Annotated in this window: 29 protein-coding genes and 1 tRNA gene; 23 read left to right on the top strand and 7 right to left on the bottom strand. The window is 70.3% G+C overall.

Going from position 1 to position 26,788, the window contains the following annotated elements:
* The first annotated feature begins 85 nt into the window (after positions 1–85).
* Positions 86–571: a pyridoxamine 5'-phosphate oxidase family protein gene (locus PUW82_RS12830; protein WP_274222660.1), complete on the top strand. Its 486-nt coding sequence runs from the start codon at positions 86–88 to the stop codon at positions 569–571.
* Between the two features lie 64 nt (positions 572–635).
* Here PUW82_RS12830 and PUW82_RS12825 read toward each other — a convergent pair whose 3' ends face one another.
* The gene (locus tag PUW82_RS12825) at positions 636–1,472 is read right to left on the bottom strand and encodes an alpha/beta fold hydrolase (RefSeq protein WP_274222659.1); all 837 of its coding nucleotides are present in this window, start codon (positions 1,470–1,472) and stop codon (positions 636–638) included.
* A gap of 118 nt (positions 1,473–1,590) precedes the next feature.
* Between PUW82_RS12825 and PUW82_RS12820 the strand changes: the two genes are divergently transcribed.
* A complete protein-coding gene (locus tag PUW82_RS12820) occupies positions 1,591–2,391 on the top strand; it encodes a DNA-formamidopyrimidine glycosylase family protein (RefSeq protein WP_274222658.1) in 801 nt (266 codons plus the stop codon).
* Between the two features lie 21 nt (positions 2,392–2,412).
* Here the strand turns inward: PUW82_RS12820 and PUW82_RS12815 are convergent, their stop codons facing one another.
* A complete protein-coding gene (locus PUW82_RS12815; RefSeq protein WP_274222657.1) occupies positions 2,413–2,901 on the bottom strand; it encodes a MarR family winged helix-turn-helix transcriptional regulator in 489 nt (162 codons plus the stop codon).
* A gap of 117 nt (positions 2,902–3,018) precedes the next feature.
* Here PUW82_RS12815 and PUW82_RS12810 point away from each other — a divergent pair, with 117 nt between their 5' ends.
* From PUW82_RS12810 to PUW82_RS12800, 3 genes are read left to right on the top strand one after another with little or no spacing between them, the layout of a single operon-like run.
* Positions 3,019–3,378 (top strand): DUF7882 family protein, encoded by a 360-nt coding sequence (locus tag PUW82_RS12810; RefSeq protein ID WP_274222656.1) that lies wholly within the window; start codon positions 3,019–3,021, stop codon positions 3,376–3,378.
* Positions 3,375–3,725, top strand: a complete 351-nt coding sequence (locus tag PUW82_RS12805) for a peptide ABC transporter permease (protein WP_274222654.1) — start codon at positions 3,375–3,377, stop codon at positions 3,723–3,725. The genes PUW82_RS12810 and PUW82_RS12805 overlap by 4 nt, the downstream gene beginning before the upstream one ends.
* Before the next feature lie 43 nt (positions 3,726–3,768).
* Positions 3,769–3,984 carry a hypothetical protein gene (locus PUW82_RS12800; protein ID WP_274222653.1) on the top strand — a complete coding sequence of 72 codons (216 nt, stop codon included), beginning with the start codon at positions 3,769–3,771 and terminating at the stop codon, positions 3,982–3,984.
* A 618-nt stretch (positions 3,985–4,602) separates the two neighbouring features.
* Here PUW82_RS12800 and PUW82_RS12795 read toward each other — a convergent pair.
* The gene (locus PUW82_RS12795) at positions 4,603–5,478 is read right to left on the bottom strand and encodes a peptidoglycan DD-metalloendopeptidase family protein (RefSeq protein ID WP_274222652.1); all 876 of its coding nucleotides are present in this window, start codon (positions 5,476–5,478) and stop codon (positions 4,603–4,605) included.
* A 311-nt stretch (positions 5,479–5,789) separates the two neighbouring features.
* Here PUW82_RS12795 and PUW82_RS12790 point away from each other — a divergent pair, with 311 nt between their 5' ends.
* Positions 5,790–6,392 carry a TetR/AcrR family transcriptional regulator gene (locus PUW82_RS12790; protein WP_274222651.1) on the top strand — a complete coding sequence of 201 codons (603 nt, stop codon included), beginning with the start codon at positions 5,790–5,792 and terminating at the stop codon, positions 6,390–6,392.
* Positions 6,389–7,174, top strand: coding sequence for an NAD(P)H-dependent oxidoreductase (locus tag PUW82_RS12785; protein WP_274222650.1), 786 nt, complete (start codon positions 6,389–6,391; stop codon positions 7,172–7,174). Before PUW82_RS12790 ends, PUW82_RS12785 begins: the two co-directional genes overlap by 4 nt.
* A 59-nt stretch (positions 7,175–7,233) precedes the next feature.
* Here PUW82_RS12785 and PUW82_RS12780 read toward each other — a convergent pair.
* Both PUW82_RS12780 and PUW82_RS12775 read right to left on the bottom strand, forming a co-directional pair.
* Positions 7,234–7,306 (bottom strand) — tRNA-Arg (locus tag PUW82_RS12780).
* Between the two features lie 49 nt (positions 7,307–7,355).
* Positions 7,356–8,159, bottom strand: coding sequence for an SGNH/GDSL hydrolase family protein (locus PUW82_RS12775; protein WP_274222649.1), 804 nt, complete (start codon positions 8,157–8,159; stop codon positions 7,356–7,358).
* A 78-nt stretch (positions 8,160–8,237) separates the two neighbouring features.
* Here PUW82_RS12775 and PUW82_RS12770 point away from each other — a divergent pair, with 78 nt between their 5' ends.
* The 10 genes from PUW82_RS12770 (at position 8,238) to prfA (ending at position 20,494) form a co-directional block, all read left to right on the top strand.
* A complete protein-coding gene (locus PUW82_RS12770; RefSeq protein WP_274222648.1) occupies positions 8,238–9,065 on the top strand; it encodes a transglutaminase-like domain-containing protein in 828 nt (275 codons plus the stop codon).
* A 47-nt stretch (positions 9,066–9,112) separates the two neighbouring features.
* Positions 9,113–10,780 carry an arginine--tRNA ligase gene (locus PUW82_RS12765; RefSeq protein ID WP_274222647.1) on the top strand — a complete coding sequence of 556 codons (1,668 nt, stop codon included), beginning with the start codon at positions 9,113–9,115 and terminating at the stop codon, positions 10,778–10,780.
* Between the two features lie 4 nt (positions 10,781–10,784).
* Positions 10,785–11,615 (top strand): LmeA family phospholipid-binding protein, encoded by an 831-nt coding sequence (locus PUW82_RS12760; RefSeq protein ID WP_274222646.1) that lies wholly within the window; start codon positions 10,785–10,787, stop codon positions 11,613–11,615.
* Between the two features lie 22 nt (positions 11,616–11,637).
* Positions 11,638–12,228, top strand: coding sequence for a YdeI/OmpD-associated family protein (locus PUW82_RS12755; protein WP_274222645.1), 591 nt, complete (start codon positions 11,638–11,640; stop codon positions 12,226–12,228).
* Between the two features lie 135 nt (positions 12,229–12,363).
* Complete coding sequence (gene lysA, locus PUW82_RS12750; protein ID WP_274222644.1) at positions 12,364–13,773, top strand: diaminopimelate decarboxylase; 1,410 nt, start codon at positions 12,364–12,366, stop codon at positions 13,771–13,773.
* On the top strand, positions 13,770–15,089 hold the full coding sequence (locus tag PUW82_RS12745; protein WP_274222643.1) for a homoserine dehydrogenase: 1,320 nt from the start codon (positions 13,770–13,772) through the stop codon (positions 15,087–15,089). Before lysA ends, PUW82_RS12745 begins: the two co-directional genes overlap by 4 nt.
* Position 15,090: 1 nt before the next feature.
* A complete protein-coding gene (thrC, locus tag PUW82_RS12740; protein ID WP_274222642.1) occupies positions 15,091–16,176 on the top strand; it encodes a threonine synthase in 1,086 nt (361 codons plus the stop codon).
* Positions 16,173–17,111, top strand: a complete 939-nt coding sequence (gene thrB / locus PUW82_RS12735) for a homoserine kinase (protein WP_274222641.1) — start codon at positions 16,173–16,175, stop codon at positions 17,109–17,111. The genes thrC and thrB overlap by 4 nt, the downstream gene beginning before the upstream one ends.
* Before the next feature lie 108 nt (positions 17,112–17,219).
* The gene (rho, locus tag PUW82_RS12730; RefSeq protein WP_420792756.1) at positions 17,220–19,415 is read left to right on the top strand and encodes a transcription termination factor Rho; all 2,196 of its coding nucleotides are present in this window, start codon (positions 17,220–17,222) and stop codon (positions 19,413–19,415) included.
* A gap of 2 nt (positions 19,416–19,417) precedes the next feature.
* Positions 19,418–20,494, top strand: a complete 1,077-nt coding sequence (gene prfA, locus PUW82_RS12725) for a peptide chain release factor 1 (protein ID WP_274222640.1) — start codon at positions 19,418–19,420, stop codon at positions 20,492–20,494.
* An 88-nt stretch (positions 20,495–20,582) separates the two neighbouring features.
* Here prfA and epsC read toward each other — a convergent pair whose 3' ends face one another.
* Positions 20,583–21,155 (bottom strand): serine O-acetyltransferase EpsC, encoded by a 573-nt coding sequence (gene epsC, locus PUW82_RS12720; protein ID WP_274222639.1) that lies wholly within the window; start codon positions 21,153–21,155, stop codon positions 20,583–20,585.
* The gene (gene cysK, locus PUW82_RS12715) at positions 21,155–22,108 is read right to left on the bottom strand and encodes a cysteine synthase A (RefSeq protein ID WP_274222638.1); all 954 of its coding nucleotides are present in this window, start codon (positions 22,106–22,108) and stop codon (positions 21,155–21,157) included. Before cysK ends, epsC begins: the two co-directional genes overlap by 1 nt.
* A gap of 125 nt (positions 22,109–22,233) precedes the next feature.
* Between cysK and prmC the strand changes: the two genes are divergently transcribed.
* The 6 genes from prmC to atpE all read left to right on the top strand — a co-directional run bounded on the left by prmC (position 22,234) and on the right by atpE (position 26,782).
* Positions 22,234–23,121, top strand: coding sequence for a peptide chain release factor N(5)-glutamine methyltransferase (prmC, locus tag PUW82_RS12710; RefSeq protein ID WP_274222637.1), 888 nt, complete (start codon positions 22,234–22,236; stop codon positions 23,119–23,121).
* 34 nt (positions 23,122–23,155) lie between these two features.
* A complete protein-coding gene (locus PUW82_RS12705) occupies positions 23,156–23,914 on the top strand; it encodes an L-threonylcarbamoyladenylate synthase (RefSeq protein ID WP_274222636.1) in 759 nt (252 codons plus the stop codon).
* Positions 23,911–25,068: an MraY family glycosyltransferase gene (locus PUW82_RS12700; RefSeq protein ID WP_274222635.1), complete on the top strand. Its 1,158-nt coding sequence runs from the start codon at positions 23,911–23,913 to the stop codon at positions 25,066–25,068. The genes PUW82_RS12705 and PUW82_RS12700 overlap by 4 nt, the downstream gene beginning before the upstream one ends.
* Positions 25,065–25,550, top strand: coding sequence for a Cg1360 family ATP-synthase-associated protein (locus tag PUW82_RS12695; RefSeq protein ID WP_274222634.1), 486 nt, complete (start codon positions 25,065–25,067; stop codon positions 25,548–25,550). The genes PUW82_RS12700 and PUW82_RS12695 overlap by 4 nt, the downstream gene beginning before the upstream one ends.
* A gap of 141 nt (positions 25,551–25,691) precedes the next feature.
* Complete coding sequence (atpB, locus tag PUW82_RS12690) at positions 25,692–26,498, top strand: F0F1 ATP synthase subunit A (protein WP_274222633.1); 807 nt, start codon at positions 25,692–25,694, stop codon at positions 26,496–26,498.
* A gap of 44 nt (positions 26,499–26,542) precedes the next feature.
* Positions 26,543–26,782 (top strand): ATP synthase F0 subunit C, encoded by a 240-nt coding sequence (gene atpE, locus PUW82_RS12685; protein WP_023955203.1) that lies wholly within the window; start codon positions 26,543–26,545, stop codon positions 26,780–26,782.
* Positions 26,783–26,788: the final 6 nt, after the last annotated feature.

The raw sequence follows: 26,788 nt of genomic DNA, 5'->3' as shown, positions 1-26,788 counted from the left end.
CTGTCAAGTGAGCGCGGCGAGAGCCCGCGCGGTGCGACGGTGGACCCACGCGTCGCACGGACGTGAACCACGACAAGGAGAGACGATGAGCGACGACAACGAAGACCCCCGCAAGACCCTCGCCGAGCTTCTGCCGGACTTCCGGTTCGCGATGGTGACCTCCGTCGACCCCGACGGCAAGCTGACGTCCCGTCCGCTCACCGTGCAGGAGGCGGAATTCGACGGCGACCTGTGGTTCGTCATCAGTCGCGACAGCTCCATCGCGGCGCACATCGCGTCGCGTCCGGGCGTCGGTGTCTCGCTCAGCAGCTCCGACGCATGGGTGTCGCTGGCCGGCACGGCGACGATCGTCGATGACCGCGCCCGGCTCGAGGAGTACTGGTCGAGCACGCTCGAGGCGTGGTTCCCGGACGGCCCCGACGACCCGCGCGTGACGCTGCTGCGCATCGACGCGATCTCGGGGGAGTACTGGAGCAGCGCGGGCGGCCGCATCGCGACGGCCATCGGCCTCATCAAGTCGAAGATCACGGGTGAGACGTACGACGGGAAGAACGAGAAGCTCGACCTCTGACCGTTCGCGAACGCGCACAGGGCCGCCTCGTTTCGACGAGGCGGCCCTGTGCGCGTGTGGCGGGTTACGTGTCGAGGAAGGTCAGCAGCGCCTCATTGAACTCGCGAGCATGGCTGACGTTCAGCCCGTGGGGGGCGTCCTCGATCACGACGAGCTCGCTTCCCGGCAGCGCCTCGTGCGTGCGCTTGCCCGATCCCTCGAACGGGACGGTCGCGTCGCTGTCGCCGTGGATGATGAGCGCGGGGACCGTGACCGCCGCGAGGTCGCGACGGAAGTCCGTCGTGCCGAAGGCTTCCATCGCCTTCAACGCCGCGTGGTGATCAGCCTGGCGCGTGAGGGCGATGGCCTGCTGCCGCTGCTCTTCCGTCACCTTCAGCTCGCCGTTCGCGGAGAAGAACTGGGTCGTGAAGCCGTCGTAGAAGGTCGACTCATCGTCGCGGAGGCCACGCTCCATGTCATCCGCCGCCTCCTGCGTCAGGGGGCCCTCGGGGTTGTCGGGCGTCTGGGCGAGATACGGCGGCACCGCGGCGGCGAAGACGACGCTGCGCAGTCGGTCCTGCCCGTGGTTCGCGATGTAGCGGGCGACCTCGCCGCCGCCCATCGAGAAGCCGACGAGGGTCGCGTCGCGCAGGTCCAGGGTGTCGAGCACCGCCGCGAGGTCCGTCGCGAACGTGTTGTAGTCGTAGCCCGAGCGCGGCTTGTCGCTGCGCCCGAACCCGCGGCGGTCGTACGCCACGACGCGATACCCCGCCGCGGTGAGCGCGGGGATCTGCTCCGACCACGACTCGGCCGCCAGCGGCCATCCGTGGATCAGGACGACGGGGCGACCCGACCCGCCGGTGTCGTCGACGTGCAGCTCGATGTCGTTGAAGAGGCCCTTGTGTGCGGTGATCTCGCTCATGCGGCCATGATCGCCGCAGGCCGGGACGATCTCGAACGGTTGACGGATGACGGGCCGCGGTCTAGAGGCCGCAGGCAGACTGGGGGCATGACGATCGCACGCGAGGAGCAAGACGCGGATGCCCGAGGGTGACAGTGTCTTCCGCCTCGCGGCGCGCTTGCGGCGAGAGGTGTCGGGGCGGTCGATCGTCGACGGTGAGCTGCGGTCCGGAGCCGCAGCGGGAACGTCTCTCGCGGGCTGGACGCTCAGCGGGTTCGAGACCCACGGCAAGCACCTGGTGACGCAGCTGTCACCGGGATGGGCGCTGCACACCCACTTGCTGATGCAGGGCTCGTGGTCGATCACCGGTCCGGGGCGGCGGCTGCCGGCATCCGTCGCCGCTCGCGCGCGCGTGCGAGCGCAGCTCGACGACGAGCGGACGCTCTGGGGGATCGACATGCCGATCGTCGAGCTGATGCGAGAGACGGACGTCGCCGGGGCCCTCGCGTACCTCGGGCCGGATCCGCTGCGGCCGGACTGGGATGCCGCCGAGGCGGTCGCCCGGCTCGGGCAGCATCCCGATCGCACCGTCGTGGCGGCCCTTCTGGATCAGCGCAATGTCGCCGGCCTGGGCAATCTGTGGGTCAACGAGCTCGCCTTCCTCTCGGGCGCGCACCCGTTCGCCCCCATTGGTTCGGTGGATGCGGGCGCGCTGGTCTCGCGCGCGGCCCGAGCCCTCCGTCTCTCCGCCACGGTGCCGGGGATGTACCAGGTCACGACCGGCGATGCGCGACGCGGCCGCTCGCATTGGGTCGCCGGCCGGGCGGGGAAGCCCTGTCTTCGCTGCGGCACCTCGATCCGGGTGCGCGCGGAGGTCGTCGACGATCCGGAGCGCCGCCGGACGTGGTGGTGCCCGCGGTGTCAGCCGCCGGTTCGGTGAGACCCGTTTGGTGACATCGCCTCAGCGGCGGAGTACGGAGGCGGGCTCGACCGAGTCGACAGCTTCCTGCATGCGTGTGAGGAAGTCGATGACCGCTTCCGTCGCTTCCGGCGACGTTTCGGCTGCGACCTGGTGCATCCGGTCGTGCATCGTCGACAGCGTCGCCCGCACTTCGTCGTCGGCGCGTTCCGTCGGCTCGAGATAGACGCTGCGCCGGTCGCTCGGGTGCGGGACGCGGCGGAGGTAGCCGGCGCTCTCGAGACGATCGAGCAGGCTGGTCGTGCTTGCGGTCGAGATGCCCAGGTACTTTGCAACATCGCCGGGTTTCACCTGCTGCCCGCGCGACTGGGCCCGAAGCAGCTGTCGGACGACGAGCAGTTCGTTCTCGCCCATCGACATGGACTCTCGTGTCCGGCGTCGCATCGCGGCTTCCGCCGCCTGATACAAGCGCAGAGCTTCGAGCGCGCTGGTCGCACGCTGACGGTCGTCGTCGTAAAAGAACCCGGTCATGAATGCACCTCCGCTGTTTTCGCGATGTTCATACCTTACCAGATATCTAACTTGACGAGATACTTTCACAACTAGTAGCGTTGCGAACAAGTCATCCAGCGTCTTTGAGGAGTCACCATGGGCCAGCTGTTCTACGGCAACGCGTCCGAGTCGATCGAAATCCCCGACCGGCTGCTTGCACACATCAAGGTGCTCGCGGCGACGAAGCTGCGCCGTTCCGAGAGCTTCACGCTGACGTGGAAGCACCCGGCGGGGGAGGCATCCGGCCGCTCCACCATCTGGCTGCAGCCGTCCATCCCGCTGCGGTTCGTCTTCGACTCCGCCGAGTCCGAGAAGCTGGACTCGGCGCTCCTGACAGAGATGGCGAAGTCGGCCAGCTCGTCGGCCGGGCTCGTCGTCGACCTCGAGCACACGGCTGCCGTCACCCCTGTAGCGGCGCCCGTCCGTGCGACGCGCACGCTGGCTGCAGCAGCATGACCTCCGTCATGGAGGCGCCCGCGGCGCCTCGCGTCCTCACCGCGCGACGGATCACCTGGTCCACCGTCGCGCCCGGCTTCTACGTTGCCTCCACCGACGGTGAGTTCATCGGTTCGATCGACACCTCGTCGGACGGTCACTTCATCGCCCTCGACGGTCACGCGACGCCGATCGGCCGCTACGCGACGCTCAAGGAGGCTCAGCACTCGCTGCTGACCACCGACGCGCCGGGCAATCGTGCACGCAAGAGCGTGATCCGTCGCAACATCCGGACGGCGGCTACCGCATCCGGTGCCCTGGCGGGAGCCCTCGCGCTCACGGCGGGTGCTCTGGCACCCTTCATCTGACCGGACGGCGCATACGCCGTCACTCACCGAGGAGAGGAATGACATGACCTCGAACGAATCGCACCGCGACACCGACGACAACGCCTACGAGGGCCCGGACGTCGAGGTCCCCATCGGCGAGGACGACAGTGAGGGCACGCGCGAGCCCGGCGGTCTGGGCAAGGACGGCACGATCCCCGCCGCTCCCGACGGTGTCGCCGCCGGTCACACCGGCACCGCATCGACCTTCGAGCCGGAAGAGGACGAAAAGTCCTCCTGAGCCCGACGTACCGGCTCGCAGCCGGATGACTGCAGAGACGCCCGAGACGAGTTGTCGTCCCGGGCGTCTCTGTGTGTTCGAGCGGGTCAGGGACCCTGCTCAGGCTCCGTAGCCGTGGCCCACTGGTCGAAGTCGTCGACCTCGGGTGCCACTCGAGCCCAGGTCGAGTCCAACGCGAGGTCCGAGGTGAGGAGGCAGGCATACTCCACGCGGAGATCGACTGTCGGGTCGCTGATCGGTACGACGACATAAAGAAGGTCGTCCGGGCGTAGCGCGGATCGTGCTTCGGAGCGAAGAACAGTAGAACGGCTCAGCTGTTGGGCGGCAGCGTCATTCGTGGCGACGATCTCGAGGCATGCGTCCAGCAGTGCGGCGGTCGAGGGCGACGAAGCTTCCACCGCGGGATCCGGGGTTGCTTCGCGCCCGGGTGTCGGTGTGGGACTGGAGGGCGACTCCGAGGGAGAGGTCGCTGCAAGGGGTGTTGGAGCCAGCGCGCCAGGCGCGGTCGTCGCGCACCCGGCAAGAATCAGGGCGACCGCCCCGCCGAGGAGCGGCATGAACGCTTCCCGGCGGCGAGCAGGAGAAATCGCTGTCATGATCGGGGCTCCATCTCGCTGTTCATGAGGCGACACCGCTCGCTGGAACGCGGAAATTGTCGCCTTCGTACTGCCAAACGTCGGGCCAGCGGGACATCACGCCATCTCGCTCGGCTGCGCTCGCAGTGTAGAAGTGGTGCCGCGTCGAAGCGCTCCAGAATCGCGCGACGGTCACGGTGTTCGCGATGACTGCGTCTACCGGGTACACGTAGTACGCGACTCCCTCGTATGACCAGATGTCTGGCCAACGCGCGATGACTGCATCTCGTTCATCAGCACCCGTTGTGTAGAAGTGGCTGTTGTACTGGGCGCTCCAGAACCGGTAGAGCGGCACCGTTCCAGCGACCTGGGTTGCGAAGGCGGTGTAAGCCTGGCCCTCGTAGGACCAGATGTGGGGCCATCGTGCGGCGACGGCATCGCGCTCCTCGGCGCTTGCGGTGTAGAAGTGGCCCGCATATGTGGCGCTCCAGAACCGATACACCGGAGTTGGCTGAGTCGGTGATGTCGTGGGAAGCGGAGCGCCTTCGATGAGCCACGCCGGGTTCCAGACTGTTCCGGTTCGGTGGGGTCCCGAGAAAATGGCGAGGTGCAGGTGGGCATTCGCAACTGTGCGTGGGCGCACATCGCCGGTGTTTCCGGTCAGTCCGAGCGGTGTCCAACGGAAGACGCGCTGCCCGACGCTCACTCGCGGGCTTCCTCGCTGCATGTGCAGGTACTCCGACCGCACGCCGGCGGCGTGCTGGACGACGACGAACACACCTCGGCTCACGTCGCCGTCATCGCCAACTGCCGTCACCGTGCCGTCCGCGACAGCGAGGATGGGGGTCCCGATGCGCGGATCGACGTAGTAGTCCGCGCCGATGTGCCCGCCATATGTGGGGCCAGGGTATCCATCCACACCCGAGCCGCGGTTTGCACGCACCGCGAACGGGTATCCCCACGTAATAGGGAGGGCGGCGTGCTCGGCGGGCGTCTTGACGGAGTATGTGAGCGCATGTGCGGTCTTCGAACTCGCGAGGACGAGGCAGCCGGCTGCGAGGGAACCGAGAAGGATCGACCGTCGGCTCAGAGCGGCCGATGGCTCCGGGGTACGTTCGCGATCGGTCGACACGAGAGAAACCTAACAGGCCGTGGAGCTCGAGCCGAGGCTCGGGTGGCGTCCCACCACCTCCTGACAAACTACCATTGGTAACTTGACGGGGAGGTCGGGTGGACGATACGACGCAACGGCGACGGATGCCGCGCAGTGAACGGCGCGCGCAGCTCTTGGCGGTGGCGCGCGAGCTGATCCGCGAAGCGGGGACGGACGAGTTCGCCCTGGGACGCCTCGCCGAGCGCGCCGGCGTGACCAAGCCCGTCGTCTACGACCACTTCGGCGACCGGGCGGGCGCTCTTGCCGAGCTCTACCGAGCGTTCGAGGAGCAGCAGCGATCGACCCTCATCGCCGCGCTCGCCGACACCGATCCCGACCTGGACGGCGTGTGCCGAGCCGTCGCGGGCGCGTACATCGACTGCTCGCTCGCCGAGGGGCGCGAACTGGCCGATGTCGTCTCGGCGCTCGACGGCTCGGCGACGCTAGTGGAGGTGCGGCGCGAGGCCGAGGCCGCTTACCTCGCGCTCTGCGACGAGGCCCTCGCGAGTTGCGGCGCGCGACTCGACGGCGCCGGGGCGCAGGCGCTCGTCGGCGCCGGCGACTCCCTGTCGCGAGCCGCCCTCGACGGGCGCATCAGCGCCACATCCGCTCGAGCCGTTCTCACGCGCGTGCTGCAGGCCCTGACCGATCCGACAATCACCCGACCGGAGGCATCATGACCATCTCGCACGAGCCGACGCCGAACACCGCCCACTGGGTGTTCGCGCACCCGCGTTCGACCTCGTTCAACGCCCGCCTGTTCGGTGAAGGTGTGACCGAGCTGACGCGGACGCACCGCGTCGCGACATCCGATCTGTACGCGCAGGGCTTCTCGCCCGTGCTCCCGGACGCTGAGCTCGACGTCACGCTCGGGACCGCGTCGGGCCCGGCGGGAGGCGCGTACGGGCGCGTCCCGTTCCCGGACGACGTACTCGAGGAGCAGCGCAAGCTCGCTGCCGCCGAGCTGCTCGTGCTGCAGTTCCCGCTGTGGTGGTACGGGCCGCCCGCGATCCTCAAGGGCTGGATCGACCGTGTGTTCACCAACGGCTTCGCGTACGGCGACATGGATCCCGAGCTCGGCGTTCCGCGGCGCTACGGCGACGGCGGACTCTCCGGCCGTCGCGCGCTCGTCGTCGTGACGGTGGGGGAGGACGAGCGCTCGATCGGGGAGCGCGGCATCAGCGGCGACCTCGACTCGCTCCTGTTCCCGCTGACTCACGGCGCGCTCTGGTACGTGGGCATCGAGACGCTCGATCTGCACGTGGTGTACGACGCCGACGGATTGGATGCCGCGGGCGTCGACCGCGAGGCCGAGCGGTTGCGTACGCGCATCGCGGGGCTGAGCGACGAGACGCCGCGCCGCTACCGCGCCCTCCGCGACGGCGACTACCGCGGAACCCGCGCGCTGCGCAGCGACATCCATCCCGGCCGGACGGACCTCGGCATCCACCTCGCCGGCTGAAAGCGGGCGGGTATGCCGAAGGGGCAGTCGATCACTCGACTGCCCCTTCGGCGTATGGGTGCCCCCGACTGGAATCGAACCAGCGACCTTTGGTACCGGAAACCAACGCTCTATCCCCTGAGCTACGGAGGCGTGCCGATCGAGACTATCACCGCGCGGCGCGCGGACTCGACCATCCCGGTCAGGGGACGAGGGGCTGCGGCGCGGGCTCGGCGGCCACGGCCGGGGCCTCGGTGATCGCGGCGAGGTCCGCCGCGAGACGGTCGGCGAGGTAGGCGTGTCCCGCGGTCGAGGGGTGGTCGCGGCCCGTGGCGCTCGTGTCGATGACGTCGCGGTAGTTGGCGTCGGTGATCCACTGCTCCGCGATGGGGGAGAGGTACCACCAGCCGCGCGCGGCGGCGAGGTCGGCGAGGTCGCGGTCGATGCGGGCTGTTTCGGCCTCGATCGGCAGCACCTGCGGCGCCGGGCCGAGGATGACGATCCGGGCCTCGGGATAGGTGGTGGCCAGGTCGTCCCACGCCGCGTCGACGGCATCCCGATAGCCGGCGGCGCCTTGCTTGCGGTCGTTGATGGAGCCCTGCACGATCACGAGGTCGGGGTCCAGCGCCGGGTCGAGCGCGGCGATGCGGTCGCCGAACGACGGGCCGTCGATGCCGGGCTTGAGGTAGCCGCTGCCACGGACGCCGTTGACGATGGTGGTCCAGCCCGTGCGTTCGGCCAGGACGTAGGCATAGCCCTCGGTCGGGGTGTTCGCGGCGGAGCCGTAGGTCCACGAGTCGCCGAAGACGAGGACGCGCGCACCCGCGGGCAGGCTCAGCGGTGCGGCATCCGTTGCGACGACCGCCGATCCGGCGGCAGCCGCAGGGGCGGCGGGAGCCGGTGCGGGGCGCCACACGGCGGCGAGAGCGATCGCGACGGCGGCGACCGCGACAGCCGTGACGGCCCACGTCAGACGGCGGCGGGGGAGTGCGATTCGGGTGTGCACACGCTGAGGGTACGTCATGCGGGCGCGGTGCAGCTCGGGCCCGGTCGAACCGGGTCGTACGCGTGCGAGGATTGCCCGGTGCAGCGCATCCTGACGGCCGAGCTCGATCTCCAGATGACCGGTCCCGTCGACGTCATCCTGCAGGTCGCGGCCGCGCGCGCGGTGCCCTTCGCCGAGGAGAGCCTGACGGTTACGCTCGGCGGCCGCGAGCTCGCGACCACCGAGATCATCGATCCTGCCGGATCCGCCGGCGGCAGCCGCATCCACCGTCTCGCGGGTGAGGCGGGCACGGTGTCGGTGCGGTACCGCGCGGTGGTCGCCGGGACGGCCGCCCCGGCGCCGACCAGCGAGCTCGAGACCATCGCGTACTTGCGGCCCAGCCGCTACGCGCAGTCCGACGAAGTGTTCGCGCAGGCTCGGCGGCAGTTCCGCGGGCTGCACGGGCGAGAACTGATCACGGCGGTCAGCGACTTCGTGGCGACGAACACCACCTACGCGCCCGGGCTGAGCCTGGGCACCGACTCGGCGGTCACGACCCTCGCCAGCGGGCAGGGCGTATGTCGCGACTACGCGCACCTCGTGATCGCGCTGCTGCGGGCGATGGACGTTCCCGCGCGGTACGTCGCTTGCTATGCGCCCGGCCTGCGACCGATGGACTTCCACGCGGTGGCCGAGGCCTATGTCGACGGCTCCTGGTACGTCGTCGACGCGACCCGGTTGTCGAACCGGCGCGGTCTCGTGCGTATCGCGACGGGTCGAGACGCCGCCGACTGCGCCTTCCTCAGCTACTACGGCGGCAACATCGCGCTGACCCATCTGCGGGTCGACGCCGCCATCGCGGACGGAGACGGCTCGGTCGCGGATCCCGTGGCCGACGATCACGTCGCGTTCGTCTCGATCGCCTGATCCGCACGGACGGCGATCACCGGCGGCCCGCCTAGAATCGGAGGGCTATGAATCCCGATGCCCTCGCCGAAGCGCTCCTGTCCGTCGTCGCCCCGCTCGCCGAGGCGCGACGCCCCGGGTCGAGCGAGGGACTGACCGCCGCCGACTTCGTGTTCGAGCGGCCCAAGAACCGCGACCACGGCGACTGGGCGTCGAACGCGGCGATGAAGCTGGCCAAGCGCGTCGGTGCCAACCCGCGCGAGTTCGCCGTCGAGATCGCCGCGGCGCTCGCCGAGACCCCCGGCGTTGCCTCGGTCGAAGTGGCCGGTCCCGGGTTCATCAACATCCGACTGGATGCCGCCGCCGCCGGCGCCCTCGCGCGCCGGATCGTCGAGGCGGGCGAGGCGTTCGGTCGCAACGACAGCCAGGCCGGCAACAGCATCAACCTCGAGTTCGTCAGTGCGAACCCCACCGGCCCGATGCACATCGGCCACACGCGGTGGGCCGCGCTCGGCGACGCCATCGCGCGCCTGCTGCTGGCCAGCGGTGCCGAGCTGGTGCGCGAGTTCTACATCAACGACGCCGGCGCGCAGATGCAGCGCTTCGGGCGTTCGGTCCTCGCCAGCGCGAAGGGCGAGCCCACGCCCGAGGACGGCTACCCGGGGGCGTACATCGACGACCTCGCCCAGCGCGTGCTCGGCGCCCGTCCCGACCTGCTCGAGCTGTCGCCGGACGAGCAGGAGCAGGTCGCCCTCGACCTCGGGTACGAGCTGCAGATGGCCGACCTGAAGCAGTCGCTCGAGAAGTTCAACGTGCACTTCGACGTGTACTTCAGCGAGCGCCTGCTGCACGCCACCCCCGCGGACGGAGGGCCGAGCCTCGTCGATCAGGCCGTCGACCGGCTGCGCGCGCAGGGGCATGTCTTCGATCAGGACGACGCCGTGTGGGTGCGCACGACCGACTTCGGCGACGACAAGGACCGCGTCATCCGCCGCTCCAACGGCGAGTACACCTACTTCGCCGCCGACGCCGCGTACTACCTCAACAAGGGCGACCGCGGTTTCGCGCACAAGATCTACCTGCTGGGCGCCGACCACCACGGCTACGTGCACCGTCTCAAGGCGCTCGCGGGTGCGGCCGGTGACGACCCCGAGAAGGACATCGAGGTGCTCATCGGACAGCTCGTGTCGGTCAACGGTGCGCGTCTGTCGAAGCGGGCCGGCAACATCATCGAGCTCGACGATCTGCGCGACTGGCTGGGAACGGACGCGCTGCGCTACTCGCTCGCGCGCTATCCCGCCGACTCGCCGCTGACGCTCGACCCCGAGATCCTGCAGAAGCGCACGAACGACAACCCCGTCTTCTACGTGCAGTACGCCCATGCCCGCACCCACAACGTCGCGCGCAACGCCGCCGACTCGGGTGTCACCCGCGACGCGTTCGCGCCGGAGCTGCTCGACCACGAGACCGAGTCGGCTCTCCTCGGGGCGCTGCAGGAGTTCCCGCGCGTCGTCGCCTTCGCCGCGGAGCTGCGCGAGCCGCACCGCGTCGCGCGGTACCTCGAGGAGCTCGCGAGCCTCTACCACCGCTGGTACGACAACTGCCGGGTGACCCCGCTCGGCGACGAGGCGGTCACCGACCTGCACCGCACCCGCCTGTGGCTCAACGACGCCACGGGACAGGTGCTGCGCAATGGGCTCGACCTGCTCGGCGTCAGCGCTCCCGAGCGGATGTGACCCGGTGAGCGGCGAGACGCAGCCCACGCTGCCGTTGCCCGAGGCGACGGCGTCCGCTCCTGCGCCGAGCCGTCGCCGTCGCCGTCGTCGGGCCCTGCCCTGGATCATCGCCGCGGTCGTGGTGATCGGACTCGCGATCACCGCGTGGTTCGTCGCCGAGCACATCACGCGCGAGATCGTCACGAGCACGGTGCGCCAGCAGGTCATCACGCAGCTCGCCCTGCCCGAGGACCAGCAGGTGGATGTCGGTGTCGACGAGCCGGTGCTGCCGCAGGTGCTCGGCGGAACGCTCGACCGGCTCGACGTATCGAGCGCCGACGTCCCGCTCGGCGATGTCGTCGCCGATGTGTCGGTGCGCGCCCGCGAGGTCCCGATCCGCACGGACGGGGGCGACATCGGTTCAGCCGAGGCCACCGTCGTGTTCTCGGAGGACCAGCTGCAGACCCTGCTCGCCCAGGTCGAGGGCGTGCCCGACACCGGCATCGTGCTCGCCCCGCCCGACGTGCAGGTGGAGGTCGAGCTGTCCCTTTTCGCGCTGACGGTGCCGCTCGGCCTCGACCTGCGACCGAGCGTGACCGACGGAGACATCGTGCTCTCACCCGAGGCCGTGCGCCTGGGCGGCGCCGAGCTGACGGGCGATGCGCTGCGCGAGCGGTTCGGCTCGGCCGCTGACGCGGTGCTGCGGTCGTATCCGATCTGCGTGCGCGACCGCCTGCCCGCGGGCCTGACGGTGCGCGAAGTGCGCGTCGAACCGGGTGCCCTCGTGGCGGAGGTCGACGTCGACGGCGCGATCATCCGCGATCCCGCCCTGCAGGCCAACGGGACCTGCGCCTGACCGCGCCGAGTCGGGGGATGGGATGACCGAGGATGCCGCGACGCCGGCCGAGCCGTTGATCGTCGCCGACGCCGCCGCGTGGCGCGCCTGGCTCGACGCTCACGAAGACACCTCGGACGGCGTGCAGCTCGTGCTCGCCAAGAAGGGCGTCACCGCGCCGACGTCGCTGACCTACGCGGAAGCGCTCGACGAGGCGCTGTGCAGCGGATGGATCGACGGCCGGCGCAACGCCCGCGACGACGCGACGTTCCTGCAGCTGTACACGCCGCGACGTGCGCGGTCGGTCTGGTCGCAGCGCAACGTCGAGATCGTCGCACGCCTCATCGCCGACGGCCGGATGCGGCCGCGCGGCCACGCCGAGATCGACCGGGCGCGCGCGGACGGCCGGTGGGAGCGGGCCTACGCCGGACAAGCCGCCGCAGCCGTTCCGGACGACCTCGCCGCCGCCCTCGCCGCATCGCCGGCAGCGGCGGCGGCGTTCGCCAGCCTGCGGGCCGCCGAAAGGTACTCCGTGCTGCATCCGATCCTCACGGCGGCACCGGGCGCGACCCGGTCGGCACGCATCCGCCGCGCGGTAGAGCGCCTGACGACCGCGCCCGCCGACGAGGGCTGAGCGGCTGAGCGCAGCGGCACCCGACCCGACGCCGGGCGTCATGCGAACGGGGGCGTATGGGCTGTGTCCTAGACTGGCGGCACCGTCGCGGCCCCGTCTGCCGCACGGTCAACGCTCCTCCCGATTGGTGTTCCCGTGTCCGCGTCCGACGTCCGCCCCGCCGTGCCGGAATGGCTCCACGCTCCCACTGATGCGAACGAGCTCGTCGCGGCGATCTGGCCGCCCGCTGCGGACCGCACCGCCGAGGGCGTTCTGACCGTCGGCGGGGTGCCGGCCACCGACCTCGCCGAGCAGTTCGGCACGCCCCTGTACGTGCTCGACCAGGATGCCGTCGTGGCGCAGGCTCGCCGCGTGCGGCAGGCGTTCGACGCGGCGACCGCGCGGCACGGCACGACGGCACGCGTCTACTACGCCGGCAAGGCGTTCCTCAGCACCGAGGTCGTGCGCTGGGTGACCGGAGAAGGGCTGGCGGTCGACGTCGCGACCGGCGGCGAGCTCGCCGTCGCCCTTGCCGCCGGTGCCGACCCCGCTCGCCTCGGCCTGCACGGCAACAACAAGTCGCCGCTCGAACTGGCCCGTGCCGTCGAGCTCGGCGTCGGCTCGGTCATCGTCGACAGCCTCATCGAGATCGACCGGCTCGCCGACATCGCTGCCGCGCGCGGCGCGGTGCAGCCTGTCCTGGTGCGGGTCAACAGCGGCGTGCACGCCGAAACCCACGACTTCCTCGCGACCGCCCACGAGGACCAGAAGTTCGGGTTCGCCCTCGCCGACGCCGAACGCGTCGTCGCGCGCATCCGCGAGCTGCCGTCGCTGCGCTTCCTCGGGCTGCACTGCCACATCGGATCGCAGATCTTCGGCACCGCCGGGTTCGCCGAGTCGGCCTCGCGCCTGGTCGACGTGCACGCGCGCCTGCTCGCCGGGGGAGACGTGCCGCTGATGAACCTCGGCGGCGGCTTCGGCATCGCGTACACGAGCGTCGACGACCCGACCGACATCGAAGAGCTCGCCGACGGCATCGTCGGTGCCGTCGCGCGGGAGTGCGGCGCACGCGGCATCCCGCTGCCCGCCCTCGCTTTCGAGCCGGGGCGTTCGATCGTCGGCCGCGCCGGCGTCACGCTCTACGAGGTCGGCACCACCAAACCCGTCCGGGTCAGCGACGAGCTCGAGCGTCTCTACGTGAGCGTCGACGGGGGGATGAGCGACAACGCCCGCCCGGCGCTGTACGGCGCCTCATACTCGGCCCGCGTCGCCAGCCGCACGAGCGACGCCGCGCCGACCCTGGCCCGTGTGGTCGGTCGCCACTGCGAGTCCGGCGACATCGTCGTCGACGCCGAGTATCTGCCCGGCGACGTCGCTCCGGGCGACCTGCTCGCCGTGGCCGCGACCGGCGCCTACTGCTTCTCTCTCGCGAGCAACTACAACTACGTCCCGCGCCCGCCCGTGGTCGCCGTCTCGAACGGTGCGGCCCGGGTCATCGTGCGCGGCGAGACGATCGACGATCTTCTCGCCCGCGACGCGGGCATCCCCATCGAAGGAGCCGAATGACGGACTACCGCCGCCTGCGCGTGGCCCTGCTCGGAGCCGGCGCCGTCGGCTCGCAGGTCGCCGCGCTGCTGCTCAAGCACGGAGACGAGCTGGCCGATCGCGCCGGAGCCGCCCTCGACCTCGTCGGCATCTCGGTACGCGACCTCGACGCGCCCCGCGACGTCGACCTGCCGCGCGAGCTGCTGACGACCGATCCCGAGCCGCTGCTCGTCGGGTCCGACATCGTCATCGAGCTCATGGGCGGCATCGAGCCCGCGCGCACCAGCATCCTGCAGGCCATCGGGGCCGGCGCCGACATCGTCACCGCCAACAAGGCGCTGCTGGCCACGCACGGCCCCGAGCTGTTCGAAGCGGCCGACCAGGTGGGTGCCTCGATCTACTACGAGGCGGCGGCGGCCGGCGCCATCCCGATCATCCGCCCGCTGCGCGACTCGCTCGCCGGCGACCGCGTGCAGCGGATCATGGGCATCGTCAACGGCACGACCAACTACATCCTCGACCGGATGGACCGTGAGGGCTCCGACTTCGCCGACGTGCTCGCCGACGCTCAGGCCCTCGGTTACGCCGAGGCCGACCCGACCGCGGATGTCGAAGGGTACGACGCGGCGCAGAAGGCGGCCATCCTCGCTTCGCTCGCGTTCCACACCGCCGTCCCGCTGAACGCGGTGCACCGCGAGGGCATCACCCAGATCGACGCCGACATGATGGATGCCGCCCGCAAGGCCGGCTACGTCATCAAGCTGTTGGCGGTGTGCGAGCGCCTGTCCGACACCGAGGTCTCGCCGTCGGGCGAGACGATCTCGGTGCGCGTCTACCCGGCGCTCGTTCCGCGCGATCACCCGCTCGCGAGCGTGCACGGCGCCAACAACGCCGTCTTCGTGCAGGCCGAGGCGGCGGGCGACCTGATGTTCTACGGCGCCGGCGCCGGCGGCGTGCAGACCGCCTCCGCCGTGCTCGGCGACGTCGTCTCGGCGGCCCGCCGCCACATCGCCGGTGGCGTCGGGGTGGGGGAGTCCACCCGGGCGAACCTCCCGGTGGTGCCGATCGGGCACGTGACGACGCGCTACCAGATCACCCTCGAGGTCGAAGACCGTCCCGGCGTGCTCGCCGCGGTCGCCGGCCTCCTCAGCGACGGGCGCGTCTCGATTGCGACCCTCGAACAGACCATCGTCACCGGGGACGACGTGCACACCGCACGCCTGGTGATCGGAACGCACACGGCACGCGAGCAGGACCTCAGCGACACCGTCGGCACGCTCAGCGCGAGCGGCGTCGTCACCCGGGTCGTCTCGGTGCTGCGGGTAGAAGGAGACTGACATGGCACATGTTTGGCAGGGAGTCCTGCGCGAGTTCGCCGACCGGCTCGACGTCACGGACGCATCGACGGTCGTGACCCTGGGTGAGGGGGGCACGCCGCTCGTGCCCGCACGAGAGCTGTCGCGATTGACCGGCGCCGACGTGTGGGTCAAGTTCGAGGGAATGAACCCCACCGGTTCGTTCAAGGACCGCGGGATGACGGTGGCGCTCTCGCGCGCCGTCGAGCACGGCGCGAAGGCCGTCATCTGCGCGTCGACCGGCAACACCTCGGCATCCGCCGCGGCCTACGCCGCCCACGCCGGCATCACCGCCGCCGTCCTGGTGCCCGAGGGCAAGATCGCGATGGGCAAGCTCAGCCAGGCCGTCGCGCACGGCGGAACGCTCATCCAGATCCGCGGCAACTTCGATGACTGCCTCGAGATCGCCCGCGAGCTGGCGGACCACTACCCGGTCCACCTCGTGAACTCGGTCAACCCCGACCGCATCGACGGTCAGAAGACGGCGGCCTACGAGGTCGTGTCGCAGCTGGGCGACGCCCCGGACTTCCACTTCATCCCCGTCGGCAACGCGGGCAACTACACGGCGTACTCCCGCGGCTACCGCGAGGAGGCCGCCCGCGGCGTCGCGACCCGGGTGCCGCGCATGTTCGGCTTCCAGGCCGCCGGCTCGGCCCCGCTCGTCCGCGGCGAGGTCGTGAAGAACCCCGACACCATCGCCACCGCCATCCGCATCGGGAACCCGGCGTCGTGGGACCTCGCGCTCGAGGCTCGCGATGCCACGGACGGCTGGTTCGGCGCCATCGACGACGACCGCATCCTCGCCGCGCAGAAGCTGCTGGCCAGCACCGCCGGCGTGTTCGTGGAGCCGGCTTCGGCGATCTCGGTCGCGGGCCTGCTCGATCGTGCCGAGGCGGGGGCCATCCCGGCCGGGGCGCGCGTCGTCCTGACGGTCACCGGCCACGGTCTCAAAGACCCGCAGTGGGCGCTGCGCAACCCCGACGGCACCGACGCCGAGCCCATCGTCGTCGATGCGACGACGAGCGAGGTCGCCTCGGTGCTCGACCTGGCGCCGCAGGCGTCCGCGTGACCCGATCGGTCGCGGTCCGGGTTCCCGCCACGAGCGCGAACCTCGGGCCGGGGTTCGACACGCTCGGGCTCGCCCTCAGCGTCTACGACGAGCTCGTCGTGACGGAGCTCCCGGGTCCCGGACTCGAGATCTCGGTCTCGGGCGAGGGCGCTGCCGACGTCCCCACCGACGCATCGCACCTCGTCGTGCGTGCGATGGCGTACGCGTACGAGGCTTTCGGACGGACGATGCCGGGCGTCCGGCTCGAGGCGGTCAACGCGATCCCGCACGGTCGGGGGATGGGCTCATCCGGCGCGGCCGTCGTCGCCGGCCTGCTGGCCGCGAAGGGACTGCTGGCTGGCGACGTCGAGATCGGCGAGGACGCGCTGCTGCGGCTGGCCACCGAGCTCGAGGGGCATCCCGACAATGTCGCCCCCGCGCTCTTCGGCGGCCTGACGATCGCGTGGGTCGACGAACGCGGCGGCCCGCAGCACAAGAAGCTTCTCGTGCACCGCGGCGTCGCGCCCCTGGTCTTCGTGCCGCAGTTCACGATGTCGACCTCGGTGGCGCGCGGCCTCGATCCGCTGCAGGTGCCGCGCGAGGACGCCGTCTTCAACCTGTCGCGCTCGGCGCTGCTCGTCGCAGCGCTCACGCAGAGCCCCGATCTGCTGCTCGCAGCGACCGAAGACAAGCTGCATCAGGCGTACCGGGCGCCGGCGATGCTCGAGACCGACAAGCTCGTGCGTGCGCTGCGCGCCGAAGGCTTCGCCGCCGTGATCTCGGGTGCGGGACCGAGCGTGCTCGTCCTCGCGGACGGCCCGGGGCGCCGCCTCGAGGCGGCGAAGATCGCCGCCGTTACCACAGACACCCCGTGGGATGCCCGGATGCTGGCCGTCGATGTGCGTGGTGGTATGGTGAGGGACCATACGGAGGGTTCCACAGCCACTGTGATCTGAGCCTCCGTCGCGATTCTGCGAATCACCGCGAACACCCCTGATCCACGCCCCGCGCCGCCGGCCGGAAGAGCGTGTCAGGTGGAGGGCGCCCGCCGTGGACGGCGTCGGATGCGGTTCTGTCATATCCACCGTGTAAGAGGAGAGCTCGTGGAGTCCAACTCCGAGAACCTGACCATCGACGAGAGCGTCGAGAGCGTCACCGACATCACCACCGACCCGCAGACGGCCGTCGACGACGCGACCGTCGAGGAGACGCCGGTCGCCGAGCCCGAGGCTGCGCCCGCCGCCGAGGTCGAGCCGGAGGCCGTGGCCGAGCCCGCCGCCGCGCCGGCAGCGGGCTCGGCACCGGCAGACGCCGCGCCGGTCGTCGCCGACGAGAAGCCCGTCAAGGCGCCGCGCAAGCGTGCGCCGCGCCGCGCGAAGAGCACCGACGTTCCCGCCGTGCCCGCGGAGAACGCCCCGGCCACCGCCCCCGAGGCCGCCGCCCCCGAGGCTGCAACCGCCGAGGCTGCTACCCCCGAGGCGCCGGTCGAGGCCGCCTCCGAGGCCCCCGCTGCCGAGGTCGCTGAGCCCGCAGACGAGAATGCTCCGGCCGCCGACACCACCGACGGTGCCGAGGCCACCCCCGAGGCTCCCGCCGCCGACGAGGCGCCGAAGAAGCCCGCTCGTGGCCGTGGCCGCGGCCGCGGTGCGAAGAAGGACGTCGCCGACGAGCCGTCGGCCGAAACCGCGCCGGGCACCCCCGCAGCCGGCGAGAAGGATGCCGCGGATGCCGCAGACGCGCAGCCGGCGGCATCCGACGACACCGCCGAGGGCACCGACGCCGACGACTCGGCCAAGTCCGAGTCCGGCGACGCCGAGGGCGAGTCGACCGGCCGCAGCCGCAGCCGGAGCCGCAACCGCAACCGCAATCGCAACAAGGAGAACGGCGCGAACGGCAACGGTCAGGCCAACGACCAGAACGCCAACGGGAACCAGAACGCGAACGCGAACCGGAACGCGCCCGCCGCGGCGAGCCCGTCCGAGGACGACGACAGCGCCGCGGGCCAGAACGGCCGGGGGCGTCAGCGCAACAACAAGCGCCGCGGCCAGGCCGGTGGCGGCGACGAGTTCGAGACGGAGATCGGTGAGGACGACATCCTCATCCCGATCGCGGGCGTGCTCGACGTCCTCGACAACTACGCCTTCGTCCGCACGACGGGCTACCTGCCCGGCACGCAGGACGTGTACGTCTCGCTCGGACAGGTCAAGAAGTACAACCTCCGCAAGGGCGACGCGGTCGTCGGCGCGATCAAGCAGCCGCGTGAGGGCGAGCAGTCGAGCCGCCAGAAGTACAACGCGCTCGTGAAGGTCGACTCCATCAACGGTCTGTCGGTCGAAGACGCCGCCACGCGCGTCGAGTTCGGCAAGCTGACGCCGCTGTACCCGCAGGAGCGCCTGCGCCTCGAGACCGGTCCCGAGAAGCTGACGCAGCGGATCATCGACCTCGTCGCCCCCATCGGCAAGGGTCAGCGCGGCCTCATCGTCGCCCCGCCCAAGGCCGGCAAGACGATCGTGCTGCAGCAGATCGCCAACGCCATCGCGCAGAACAACCCCGAGGTGCACCTCATGGTCGTGCTCGTCGACGAGCGGCCCGAAGAGGTCACCGACATGCAGCGCACGGTCAAGGGCGAGGTCATCGCCTCGACGTTCGACCGTCCCGCCGAGGACCACACCACCGTCGCCGAGCTCGCGATCGAGCGCGCCAAGCGTCTCGTCGAGCTCGGTCGCGACGTCGTCGTGCTGCTCGACTCGATCACCCGTCTCGGCCGGGCCTACAACCTGTCGGCGCCGACCTCGGGTCGCGTCCTCACCGGTGGCGTCGACGCCTCGGCCCTCTACCCGCCCAAGCGCTTCTTCGGCGCGGCTCGGAACATCGAGAACGGCGGCTCGCTGACCATCCTCGCGACCGCGCTCGTCGAGACGGGGTCGAAGATGGACGAGGTCATCTTCGAGGAGTTCAAGGGCACCGGCAACAGCGAGCTGCGCCTCTCGCGCCAGCTCGCCGACAAGCGCATCTTCCCCGCCGTCGACGTCAATGCGTCCTCGACGCGGCGCGAGGAGATGCTGCTCTCGTCCGACGAAGTCAAGATCACCTGGAAGCTGCGCCGCGCACTCGCCGGTCTCGACCAGCAGCACGCGCTCGGCGTCATCCTCGACAAGCTCAAGGAGACGCAGTCCAACGTCGAGTTCCTCGTGCAGATGCAGAAGTCGATCCCGGCGCCCGGCGGGCACAGCAACGGGCACGAGAACAGCATTCGCTGATCGTGTTCGAGTCCGTCCGTGGGCTGATCGACGAGCACCGCGCGGTGCAGGAGGAACTCTCCGATCCCGCGGTGCACGCCGACGCGGCGCGTGCCAAACGGGTGAACCGGCGCTACGCCGAGCTGTCGCGGATCGTCGCGGCCCACGACGCGTGGGTCGCGGCCTCCGACGACCTCGAGGCGGCGCGGGAGCTCGCTCGCGAGGATGACGCGTTCGCCGCGGAGGTGCCCGCGCTCGAAGAGCAGCTGCACGCGACGCAGGAGCGGCTGCGGAGGCTGCTGATCCCGCGCGACCCCGACGACGCCCGCGATGTGATCATGGAGATCAAGCAGGGCGAGGGGGGAGCGGAGTCGGCGCTCTTCGCGGCCGACCTGCTGCGCATGTACCTCCAGTACGCCGCGTCGCAAGGCTGGAAGACCGAGCTGCTCGAACGCAACGAGTCAGACCTCGGCGGCTACAAGGATGTCCAGGTCGCGATCAAGGGGTCGTCCACCGACCCGTCGCAGGGAGTGTGGGCGCACCTCAAGTACGAGGGCGGCGTGCACCGGGTGCAGCGCGTGCCCGCGACGGAGTCGCAGGGACGGATCCACACGTCCACGACGGGCGTGCTGGTCTTCCCCGAGGTCGATGAGCCCGAAGAGATCCACATCGATCCCAACGACCTCAAGATCGACGTCTTCCGCTCGTCCGGCCCCGGCGGGCAGTCCGTCAACACGACCGACTCGGCGGTGCGCATCACGCACGTCCCGACGGGCATCGTCGTGTCGATGCAGAACGAGAAGAGCCAGCTGCAGAACCGCGAGGCGGGCATGCGCGTGCTGCGCGCGCGACTGCTCGCCAAGCAGCAGGAGGAGCGGGATGCCGCGGCATCCGATGCCCGTCGCTCGCAGATCCGGGGCATGGACCGCTCCGAGCGGATCCGCACCTACAACTTCCCTGAGAACCGCATCGCCGACCACCGCACCGGCTACAAGGCGTACAACCTCGACCAGGTCATGGACGGCGCGCTCGGCCCCATCATCGCGTCCGCCATCGCCGCGGACGAGGAAGCCCAGCTCGCCGCTCTCGGCCAGGACTGACTCCTACCGGTCCGCTCGCTACGATTCGCGGGTGCGAGCGGCCCGGTGTCCGCGCTTTCCGGTGACTCGACGCCCGGGGCGGGGGCCGTCAGATGTGGTACTCGGGGGCGGTCAGCACGGCGCGGGTGTCTTCGCCGGCGTGGCGGGCACGCGGGCGCGCGGGGACGCCGACGAGGATCGAGTCGGCCGGAGCGTCCTTCGTCACGACCGCGTTCGCTCCGACCACGCTGTGCGCGCCGATCGTGATCGGGCCCAGGATCTTCGCGCCCGCGCCGACGGCGACGCCGTCCTCGAGCGTGGGATGCCGCTTGCCGGCGTGACGCGTACGGCCGCCGAGCGTCACCCCGTGATAGAGCATGACGTCATCGCCGACGACGGCGGTCTCGCCGATGACGACCCCCATGCCGTGATCGATGAAGAAGCGACGGCCGATCCGCGCACCGGGATGGATCTCGATGCCGGTGAGCATGCGGGTCAGCTGCGACCCGGCGCGCGCGAGGAAGCGCGCGCGCCGGAGCCACAGTCGATGCATGATGCGGTGAGACCACACCGCGTGCAGCCCCGGGTACAGCAGCGCGATCTCGAGGCCGCTGCGCGCCGCGGGGTCGCGGAGCTTCGCGGCGGCCAGGTCTTCGCGCAGGCGTGCTCGGAGCCGGGTCATCAGTCCTCGTGCAGGTCGGCGAACAGCGGCGTCGAGAGGTAGCGCTCACCGAACGACGGGATGATCACGACGATGTTCTTGCCCTCGGCCTCGGGACGCGCAGCGACCTGCAGCGCCGCCCAGACCGCCGCACCGGACGAGATGCCGACGAGGATGCCTTCTTTCGACGCGACCTCGCGGGCGACGCGCACGGCATCGTCGAAGGTCACGTCCTGCACCTCGTCGATGACGCTCTGGTCGAGGATCGGGGGGATGAAGTTCGGTCCGATGCCCTGGATCTTGTGCGGGCCGGGCTTGCCCTCGGTCAGCAGCGGCGAGTCCTTCGGCTCGACGGCCACGACGCGGACATCGGCGACGCGCTCCTTCAGCACCTGGCCGACACCGGTGATCGTGCCGCCCGTGCCGATGCCGGCGACGAAGTAGCCGATCTCGCCGTCGGTGTCGCGCAGGATCTCCTCGGCCGTGGTGCGCCGGTGCACGTCGGGGTTGGCCTCGTTGGCGAACTGCTTCGCGAGGACCGCGCCGGGCGTCTCGGCGGCGATCTTCTCGGCCTCCGACACGGCGCCCTTCATGCCGAGCGACGGGTCGGTCAGCACGAGCTCTGCGCCGTAGGCCTTCAGCAGCAGTCGACGCTCGGTCGACATCGAGGATGGCATCGTGAGGATGACGCGGTAGCCGCGGGCGGCGCCGATCATCGCGAGGGCGATGCCGGTGTTGCCGCTCGTGCCCTCGACGATCGTGCCGCCGGGCTGCAGCGCGCCGGCCTTCTCGGCGGCGTCGACGATGGCGATGCCGAGGCGGTCCTTGACCGACGATGCGGGGTTGTAGAACTCGAGCTTGGCCAGCACGGTGCCGGGCAGGCCTTCGCTCACACGGTTCAGGCGCACGAGAGGGGTGTTGCCGTACGCGGTGGTGATGTCGGGATGGATGCCGTGGGTGACCGGGTCGGACATGTCTGCCTTTCGAGATTCGAACGGATGCCGCGACGCGGCGGAGTCGTCGCCCAGCCTATTCTCGCGGCCCGAGCCCGGCTCGGAATGTGACGAATCGGAACGCCTGGCTAGGCTGGTCCGCGGCCATGAGCACCTCACCCGCACCCGCATCCGCGCCGCGTCTCGACGAGACCCTGCGCGCCGCGGCGATGCAGCTCGCCGCGGCATCCGTCCCGACGCCGCAGGTCGACGCCGAGCTGCTCGCGGCGCACGTGCTGGGTATCGGCCGGGGAGAGCTCTCGGCGGCCGTGTTCCGCGGCGCCGCCTTCCCCGCCGACGCCGCGGCCCGCTTCGCCGAGCTCGTCGCCCGCCGCGCCGCGCGGGAGCCGCTCCAGCATCTGACCGGCTCCGCGCCCTTCCGGCACCTCGACCTGCGCGTCGGGCCCGGCGTCTTCGTTCCGCGGCCCGAGACCGAGACGGTGGCGCAGATCGCCATCGACCTCCTCCGCGCCGCCGCGAGTCCCGAGCCCGTCGCGGTCGACCTCGGCACCGGATCCGGGGCGATCGCCCTCGCCCTGGCCACCGAGGTGCCGCACGCACGCGTGCACGCGGCGGAGAACTCCGTGGACGCCTTCCTGTGGACGAAGGAGAACTTCGCCCTCGTGGGGGCGCCCAACGCCCGCCTGGCCTTCATCGATCTCGAGCGCGCATTCCCCGAGCTCGACGGCACCGTCTCCGTGCTCGTTTCCAACCCGCCGTACGTGCCCGATGACGCGATCCCGCGCGATCCCGAGGTGCGGCACTGGGATCCGCCGGCTGCGCTGTACGGGGGACCGGATGGGCTCGACGTCGTCCGGACGCTTTCGCGCGTAGGGCTGCGTCTGGTGCACCCGGGCGGCAGCATCGTGATCGAGCACGGCGAGCTGCAGGGAGCCGCGATCCGCGACATCCTCGCGGCGGACGGGTGGTCGGCCACGGCGACGCACCCCGATCTGACGATGCGCGACCGGACGACCACCGCCGTCCGCTCCTGAGCGCTCAGCCTGTCCGCCGTAGACTGGACCGGTCATGTCTCCCGTATTCGACTGCCGCGATGAGACCCAGGTTCTCCCCGGCATGCGTCAGGCGCGTCAGGCCATCGGTCGCGGCGACCTCATCGTCATGCCCACCGACACCGTCTACGGCGTCGCCGCCGACGCGTTCAGCGCTTCAGCGGTCGCGAAACTGCTGGCGGCGAAAGGCCGGGGCCGGCAGTCGCCGCCACCGGTCCTCGTCGCGGGGATCGCGACGATGCGTGCGCTCGTCGCGGAGGTACCCGAGCCCGTCGAGCGTCTGGTCGAGGCCTTCTGGCCGGGCGGCCTGACCATCGTGCTGCCCGCCCAGCCGTCGCTGTCCTGGGATCTGGGCGAGACACGGGGCACGGTCGCGGTGCGGATGCCCGCTGACCGCATCGCCCTCGAGCTGCTCGAGGAATGCGGACCGCTCGCCGTCTCGAGCGCCAACCTGACGAAGAAGCCGGCGGCCGTCTCCATCGACGACGCCCTCGGGATGCTGGGCGACAGCGTCGCGGTGTACCTCGACGGGGGACCGGCGGCGACCGGCGTGGCCTCGACGATCGTCGATGCCACGGCGCTCGTGGGCGCCGAGCCCGGTCCGGTGCGGGTCCTGCGCGACGGCGCGGTCAGCCGCGAAGCGCTGCGCGCCATCCTCGGCGACCTGCTCGAGCCCGACACCGAGCCCGAGCACGCCGAGGCGGCGAACCGCACGCCGATGGAGCAGGGCTCCGGGGGCGATCCCGACGCGCCTGCCGGCGGCAGCGGCGCGTGAGGCTGTACCTGGCCACGTTCGTGGTCACGGCGCTCCTGACCTTCGGCCTGACCTGGCTGGTCTGGAAGCTGAGCCTGCGCTACAAGCTGTACCCCGCGATCCGTGAGCGCGACGTGCACAAGACCCCGACGCCCCGGCTGGGCGGCGTGGGCATGTTCCTCGGCGCGGCGGCAGTCATCCTCACTTCCTCGCAGATCCCGTTCTTCTCGATCTTCTGGGCCAAGCCCGAGCCCATCTGGGCGATCCTGGGCGCCACGGCCCTGATCGTGGTGGTCGGCGTCGCTGATGACCTGTGGGATCTCGATTGGCTCATCAAGCTGGGCGCCCAGTTCCTGGCCGCCGGCATCGTGGTCGGGTTCGGCGGGGTGCAGCTGTACTCCCTCCCGCTCGGCGGGCAGACCGTCGTCTCGAGCGCCGCGAGCTTCACGATCTCGGTGTTCTCGATCGTGGTGGTCATGAACGCGGTCAACTTCATCGACGGGCTCGACGGGCTCGTCGCCGGTGTCGCACTGATCGCCAACGGCGTGTTCTTCACGTACACCTACCTGCTGGGTCGCGACTTCGGCGCGAGCAGCTACGCCAACCTCGCCTCCTTCCTGGCCGTTGTGCTGCTGGGCGTGTGCGCGGGCTTCCTGCCGCTGAACTGGAACCCCGCAAAGTTGTTCATGGGCGACTCGGGAGCCCTCATGATCGGGCTGCTCATGGCGTGCTCGGCGATCCTCGTGACCGGCAGCCTCGTGCCGCCCACGGGCGACAACGACGTGTTCGGCCGCTCGCAGCTGCTCGGTGCGTTCATCCCGATCCTGCTGCCCGTCGTCGTCGTGCTGCTGCCACTGCTGGACTTCGGCATGGCGGTCATCCGGCGGATGTCGCGCGGCAAGTCGCCCTTCTCCCCGGATCGCAAGCACCTGCACCACCGCATGCTCGACATGGGCCACAGCGACCGCGACGCCGTCCTGGTGTTCTACTCGTGGACGACGATCGTCAGCTTCTCGGTGCTGCTGATGTACATCGGCACCACAGCCGCCTGGCCGGGGGATTACCTCTTCGGCCTCGTCTTCCTCATCCTCGGCGTCGCCGCGTGCCTCGTCGTCACCTTCATCCCCGCCCGACCGTCGCGCCCCGCCGCACCCCAGAAAGAGCTCTCCCTGTGACCGCGAACACCCCCGACCCGACCGCTCGCCGCCGCATCTCGAGCACCCCCGTGCTGCGAGCCGCCCTCGTGTGGGGCCTGCTGGTCGGCCTGCTCGTGGCGGGCGTGTTCGCGCTCGTCGGCGGCCTCCTCGCCGGAGCGGACGGAGCGTGGAGCGGTGTGCTCGGCGCGCTCGTCGGCATCGTCTTCCCGGCGTTCACGGCGCTCAGCATCCTGCTCGGCAACCGCTGGTACGGCCACCCGCAGTGGCTGCAGATCTTCTTCGCCGTCGTCCTCGGAACCTGGCTGCTGAAGTTCGTGCTGGTGATCATCGCCCTGCTGCTGCTGTTCCAGGTGGAGTGGCTCGACCGCGGCATCTTCGCCCTCGCCGTCATCGTCGCCGCGGTGGCATCCCTCGTCGTCGATCTCGTCGTGCTGAGCCGGATGCGGCTGCCGGGAGCCTCGGACGTCGAACTGCCGACCGCGGACTCGATCGACGATTAGGTCGAGGCGGAACCTTTGGTAGTGTGGGTCTACACTCTGCGGCCGGTGTGCAGTGGCGACACTGAGGCCCCGCTGGAGTTGTTCCCCTTCTGACCCTCACCGAGCTAGTCCAGGCTGGCCCGAGAAGCTGGAGCCAATACGTTGACTCAAGCGACGACGATTGTCGCAGCGGCGGCATCGGACAATGAGTTCCACCCGCCGTCCATCTCCGACTTCTTCCCGCCTGCTCTGCTGTTCGAAGGCACGCCCTTCGAATTCACGCGGATCAGCATGGTTCAGGTCATCGCCACCGTGCTGCTGGTACTCTTCCTCGTGTTGGGAACGCGCCGACTCTCGGTCGTCCCCGGACGCTTCCAGAGCATCGTCGAGTTCGGTTTCGGGTTCGTCCGCAACCAGGTCGTGTACCAGGTGCTCGGCGAGAAGGACGGTCGCCGGTTCCTCCCGCTGCTGACGGCGATGTTCTTCACGATCCTGTTCATGAACCTCACGGGCGTGATCCCCGGCATGAACATCGCGGGAACCTCCGTGGCCGGTGCGCCGCTGGTGTTCGCCCTCGTGGCGTACGTCATGTTCATCTACGCCGGCATCAAGCGCCACGGCGTGGGGCACTTCCTGAAGAACTCGCTCGTTCCGAGCGGCGTTCCGGTGTACCTGCTGCCGATCATCGCGCTCGTGGAGCTCATCTCGACCTTCATCGCCCGGCCGGTGTCGCTCTTCCTGCGACTTCTGCTGAACATGATGGTCGGGCATCTCATGCTCGTGCTGTTCTTCGCGGCGACGCAGTTCTTCCTGCTCGGGCTCAACGCCTTCACGCCGCTCGCCGCGGGCACGCTCGCGATGGGCTTCGCCTTCACCCTCTTCGAGATCTTCGTCTCGATCCTCCAGGCTTACGTCTTCACGATCCTCACCGCGGTCTACATCCAGCTCGCGGTCGCGGAAGAGCACTGACGAGCAGCTGACCGGCTGCTCGCCCTACGAAAGGAATACAACCAGTGGACGCAACGACGGTTCTCGCCCAGGTCACCGGCAACATCGCGACCGTGGGTTACGGCCTCGCGGCCATCGGCCCCGCCATCGGCCTCGGCATCATGATCGGCAAGACCATCGAGTCGACCGCCCGTCAGCCCGAGCTCGCCGGCCGCCTGCAGAGCACCATGTTCATCGGTGTCGCCTTCATCGAGATCCTCGCGCTGATCGGCATCGTCACGCCGTTCATCTTCAACGCGCTCTGATCCCGA

The sequence above is a fragment of the Microbacterium thalli genome (genome assembly GCF_028737325.1).
In the GTDB taxonomy this organism is placed as follows: domain Bacteria; phylum Actinomycetota; class Actinomycetes; order Actinomycetales; family Microbacteriaceae; genus Microbacterium; species Microbacterium thalli.
The sequence above is the reverse complement of the archived record's forward strand: the minus strand, read 5'-3'. Positions and strand labels throughout refer to the sequence as shown.

Coding starts and splice junctions, on each gene's coding strand:
- PUW82_RS12705 (WP_274222636.1), top strand. CDS start 23,156: ATGTCTCCCGTATTCGACTGCCGCGATGAGACCCAGGTTCTCCCCGGC.
- PUW82_RS12785 (WP_274222650.1), top strand. CDS start 6,389: ATGACCATCTCGCACGAGCCGACGCCGAACACCGCCCACTGGGTGTTC.
- rho (WP_420792756.1), top strand. CDS start 17,220: ATGCGGTTCTGTCATATCCACCGTGTAAGAGGAGAGCTCGTGGAGTCC.
- PUW82_RS12815 (WP_274222657.1), bottom strand. CDS start 2,901: ATGACCGGGTTCTTTTACGACGACGACCGTCAGCGTGCGACCAGCGCG.
- PUW82_RS12755 (WP_274222645.1), top strand. CDS start 11,638: ATGACCGAGGATGCCGCGACGCCGGCCGAGCCGTTGATCGTCGCCGAC.
- PUW82_RS12825 (WP_274222659.1), bottom strand. CDS start 1,472: ATGAGCGAGATCACCGCACACAAGGGCCTCTTCAACGACATCGAGCTG.
- PUW82_RS12800 (WP_274222653.1), top strand. CDS start 3,769: ATGACCTCGAACGAATCGCACCGCGACACCGACGACAACGCCTACGAG.
- cysK (WP_274222638.1), bottom strand. CDS start 22,108: ATGTCCGACCCGGTCACCCACGGCATCCATCCCGACATCACCACCGCG.
- PUW82_RS12765 (WP_274222647.1), top strand. CDS start 9,113: ATGAATCCCGATGCCCTCGCCGAAGCGCTCCTGTCCGTCGTCGCCCCG.
- prmC (WP_274222637.1), top strand. CDS start 22,234: ATGAGCACCTCACCCGCACCCGCATCCGCGCCGCGTCTCGACGAGACC.
- thrC (WP_274222642.1), top strand. CDS start 15,091: ATGGCACATGTTTGGCAGGGAGTCCTGCGCGAGTTCGCCGACCGGCTC.
- PUW82_RS12810 (WP_274222656.1), top strand. CDS start 3,019: ATGGGCCAGCTGTTCTACGGCAACGCGTCCGAGTCGATCGAAATCCCC.
- epsC (WP_274222639.1), bottom strand. CDS start 21,155: ATGACCCGGCTCCGAGCACGCCTGCGCGAAGACCTGGCCGCCGCGAAG.
- PUW82_RS12805 (WP_274222654.1), top strand. CDS start 3,375: ATGACCTCCGTCATGGAGGCGCCCGCGGCGCCTCGCGTCCTCACCGCG.
- PUW82_RS12745 (WP_274222643.1), top strand. CDS start 13,770: ATGACGGACTACCGCCGCCTGCGCGTGGCCCTGCTCGGAGCCGGCGCC.
- PUW82_RS12820 (WP_274222658.1), top strand. CDS start 1,591: ATGCCCGAGGGTGACAGTGTCTTCCGCCTCGCGGCGCGCTTGCGGCGA.
- PUW82_RS12830 (WP_274222660.1), top strand. CDS start 86: ATGAGCGACGACAACGAAGACCCCCGCAAGACCCTCGCCGAGCTTCTG.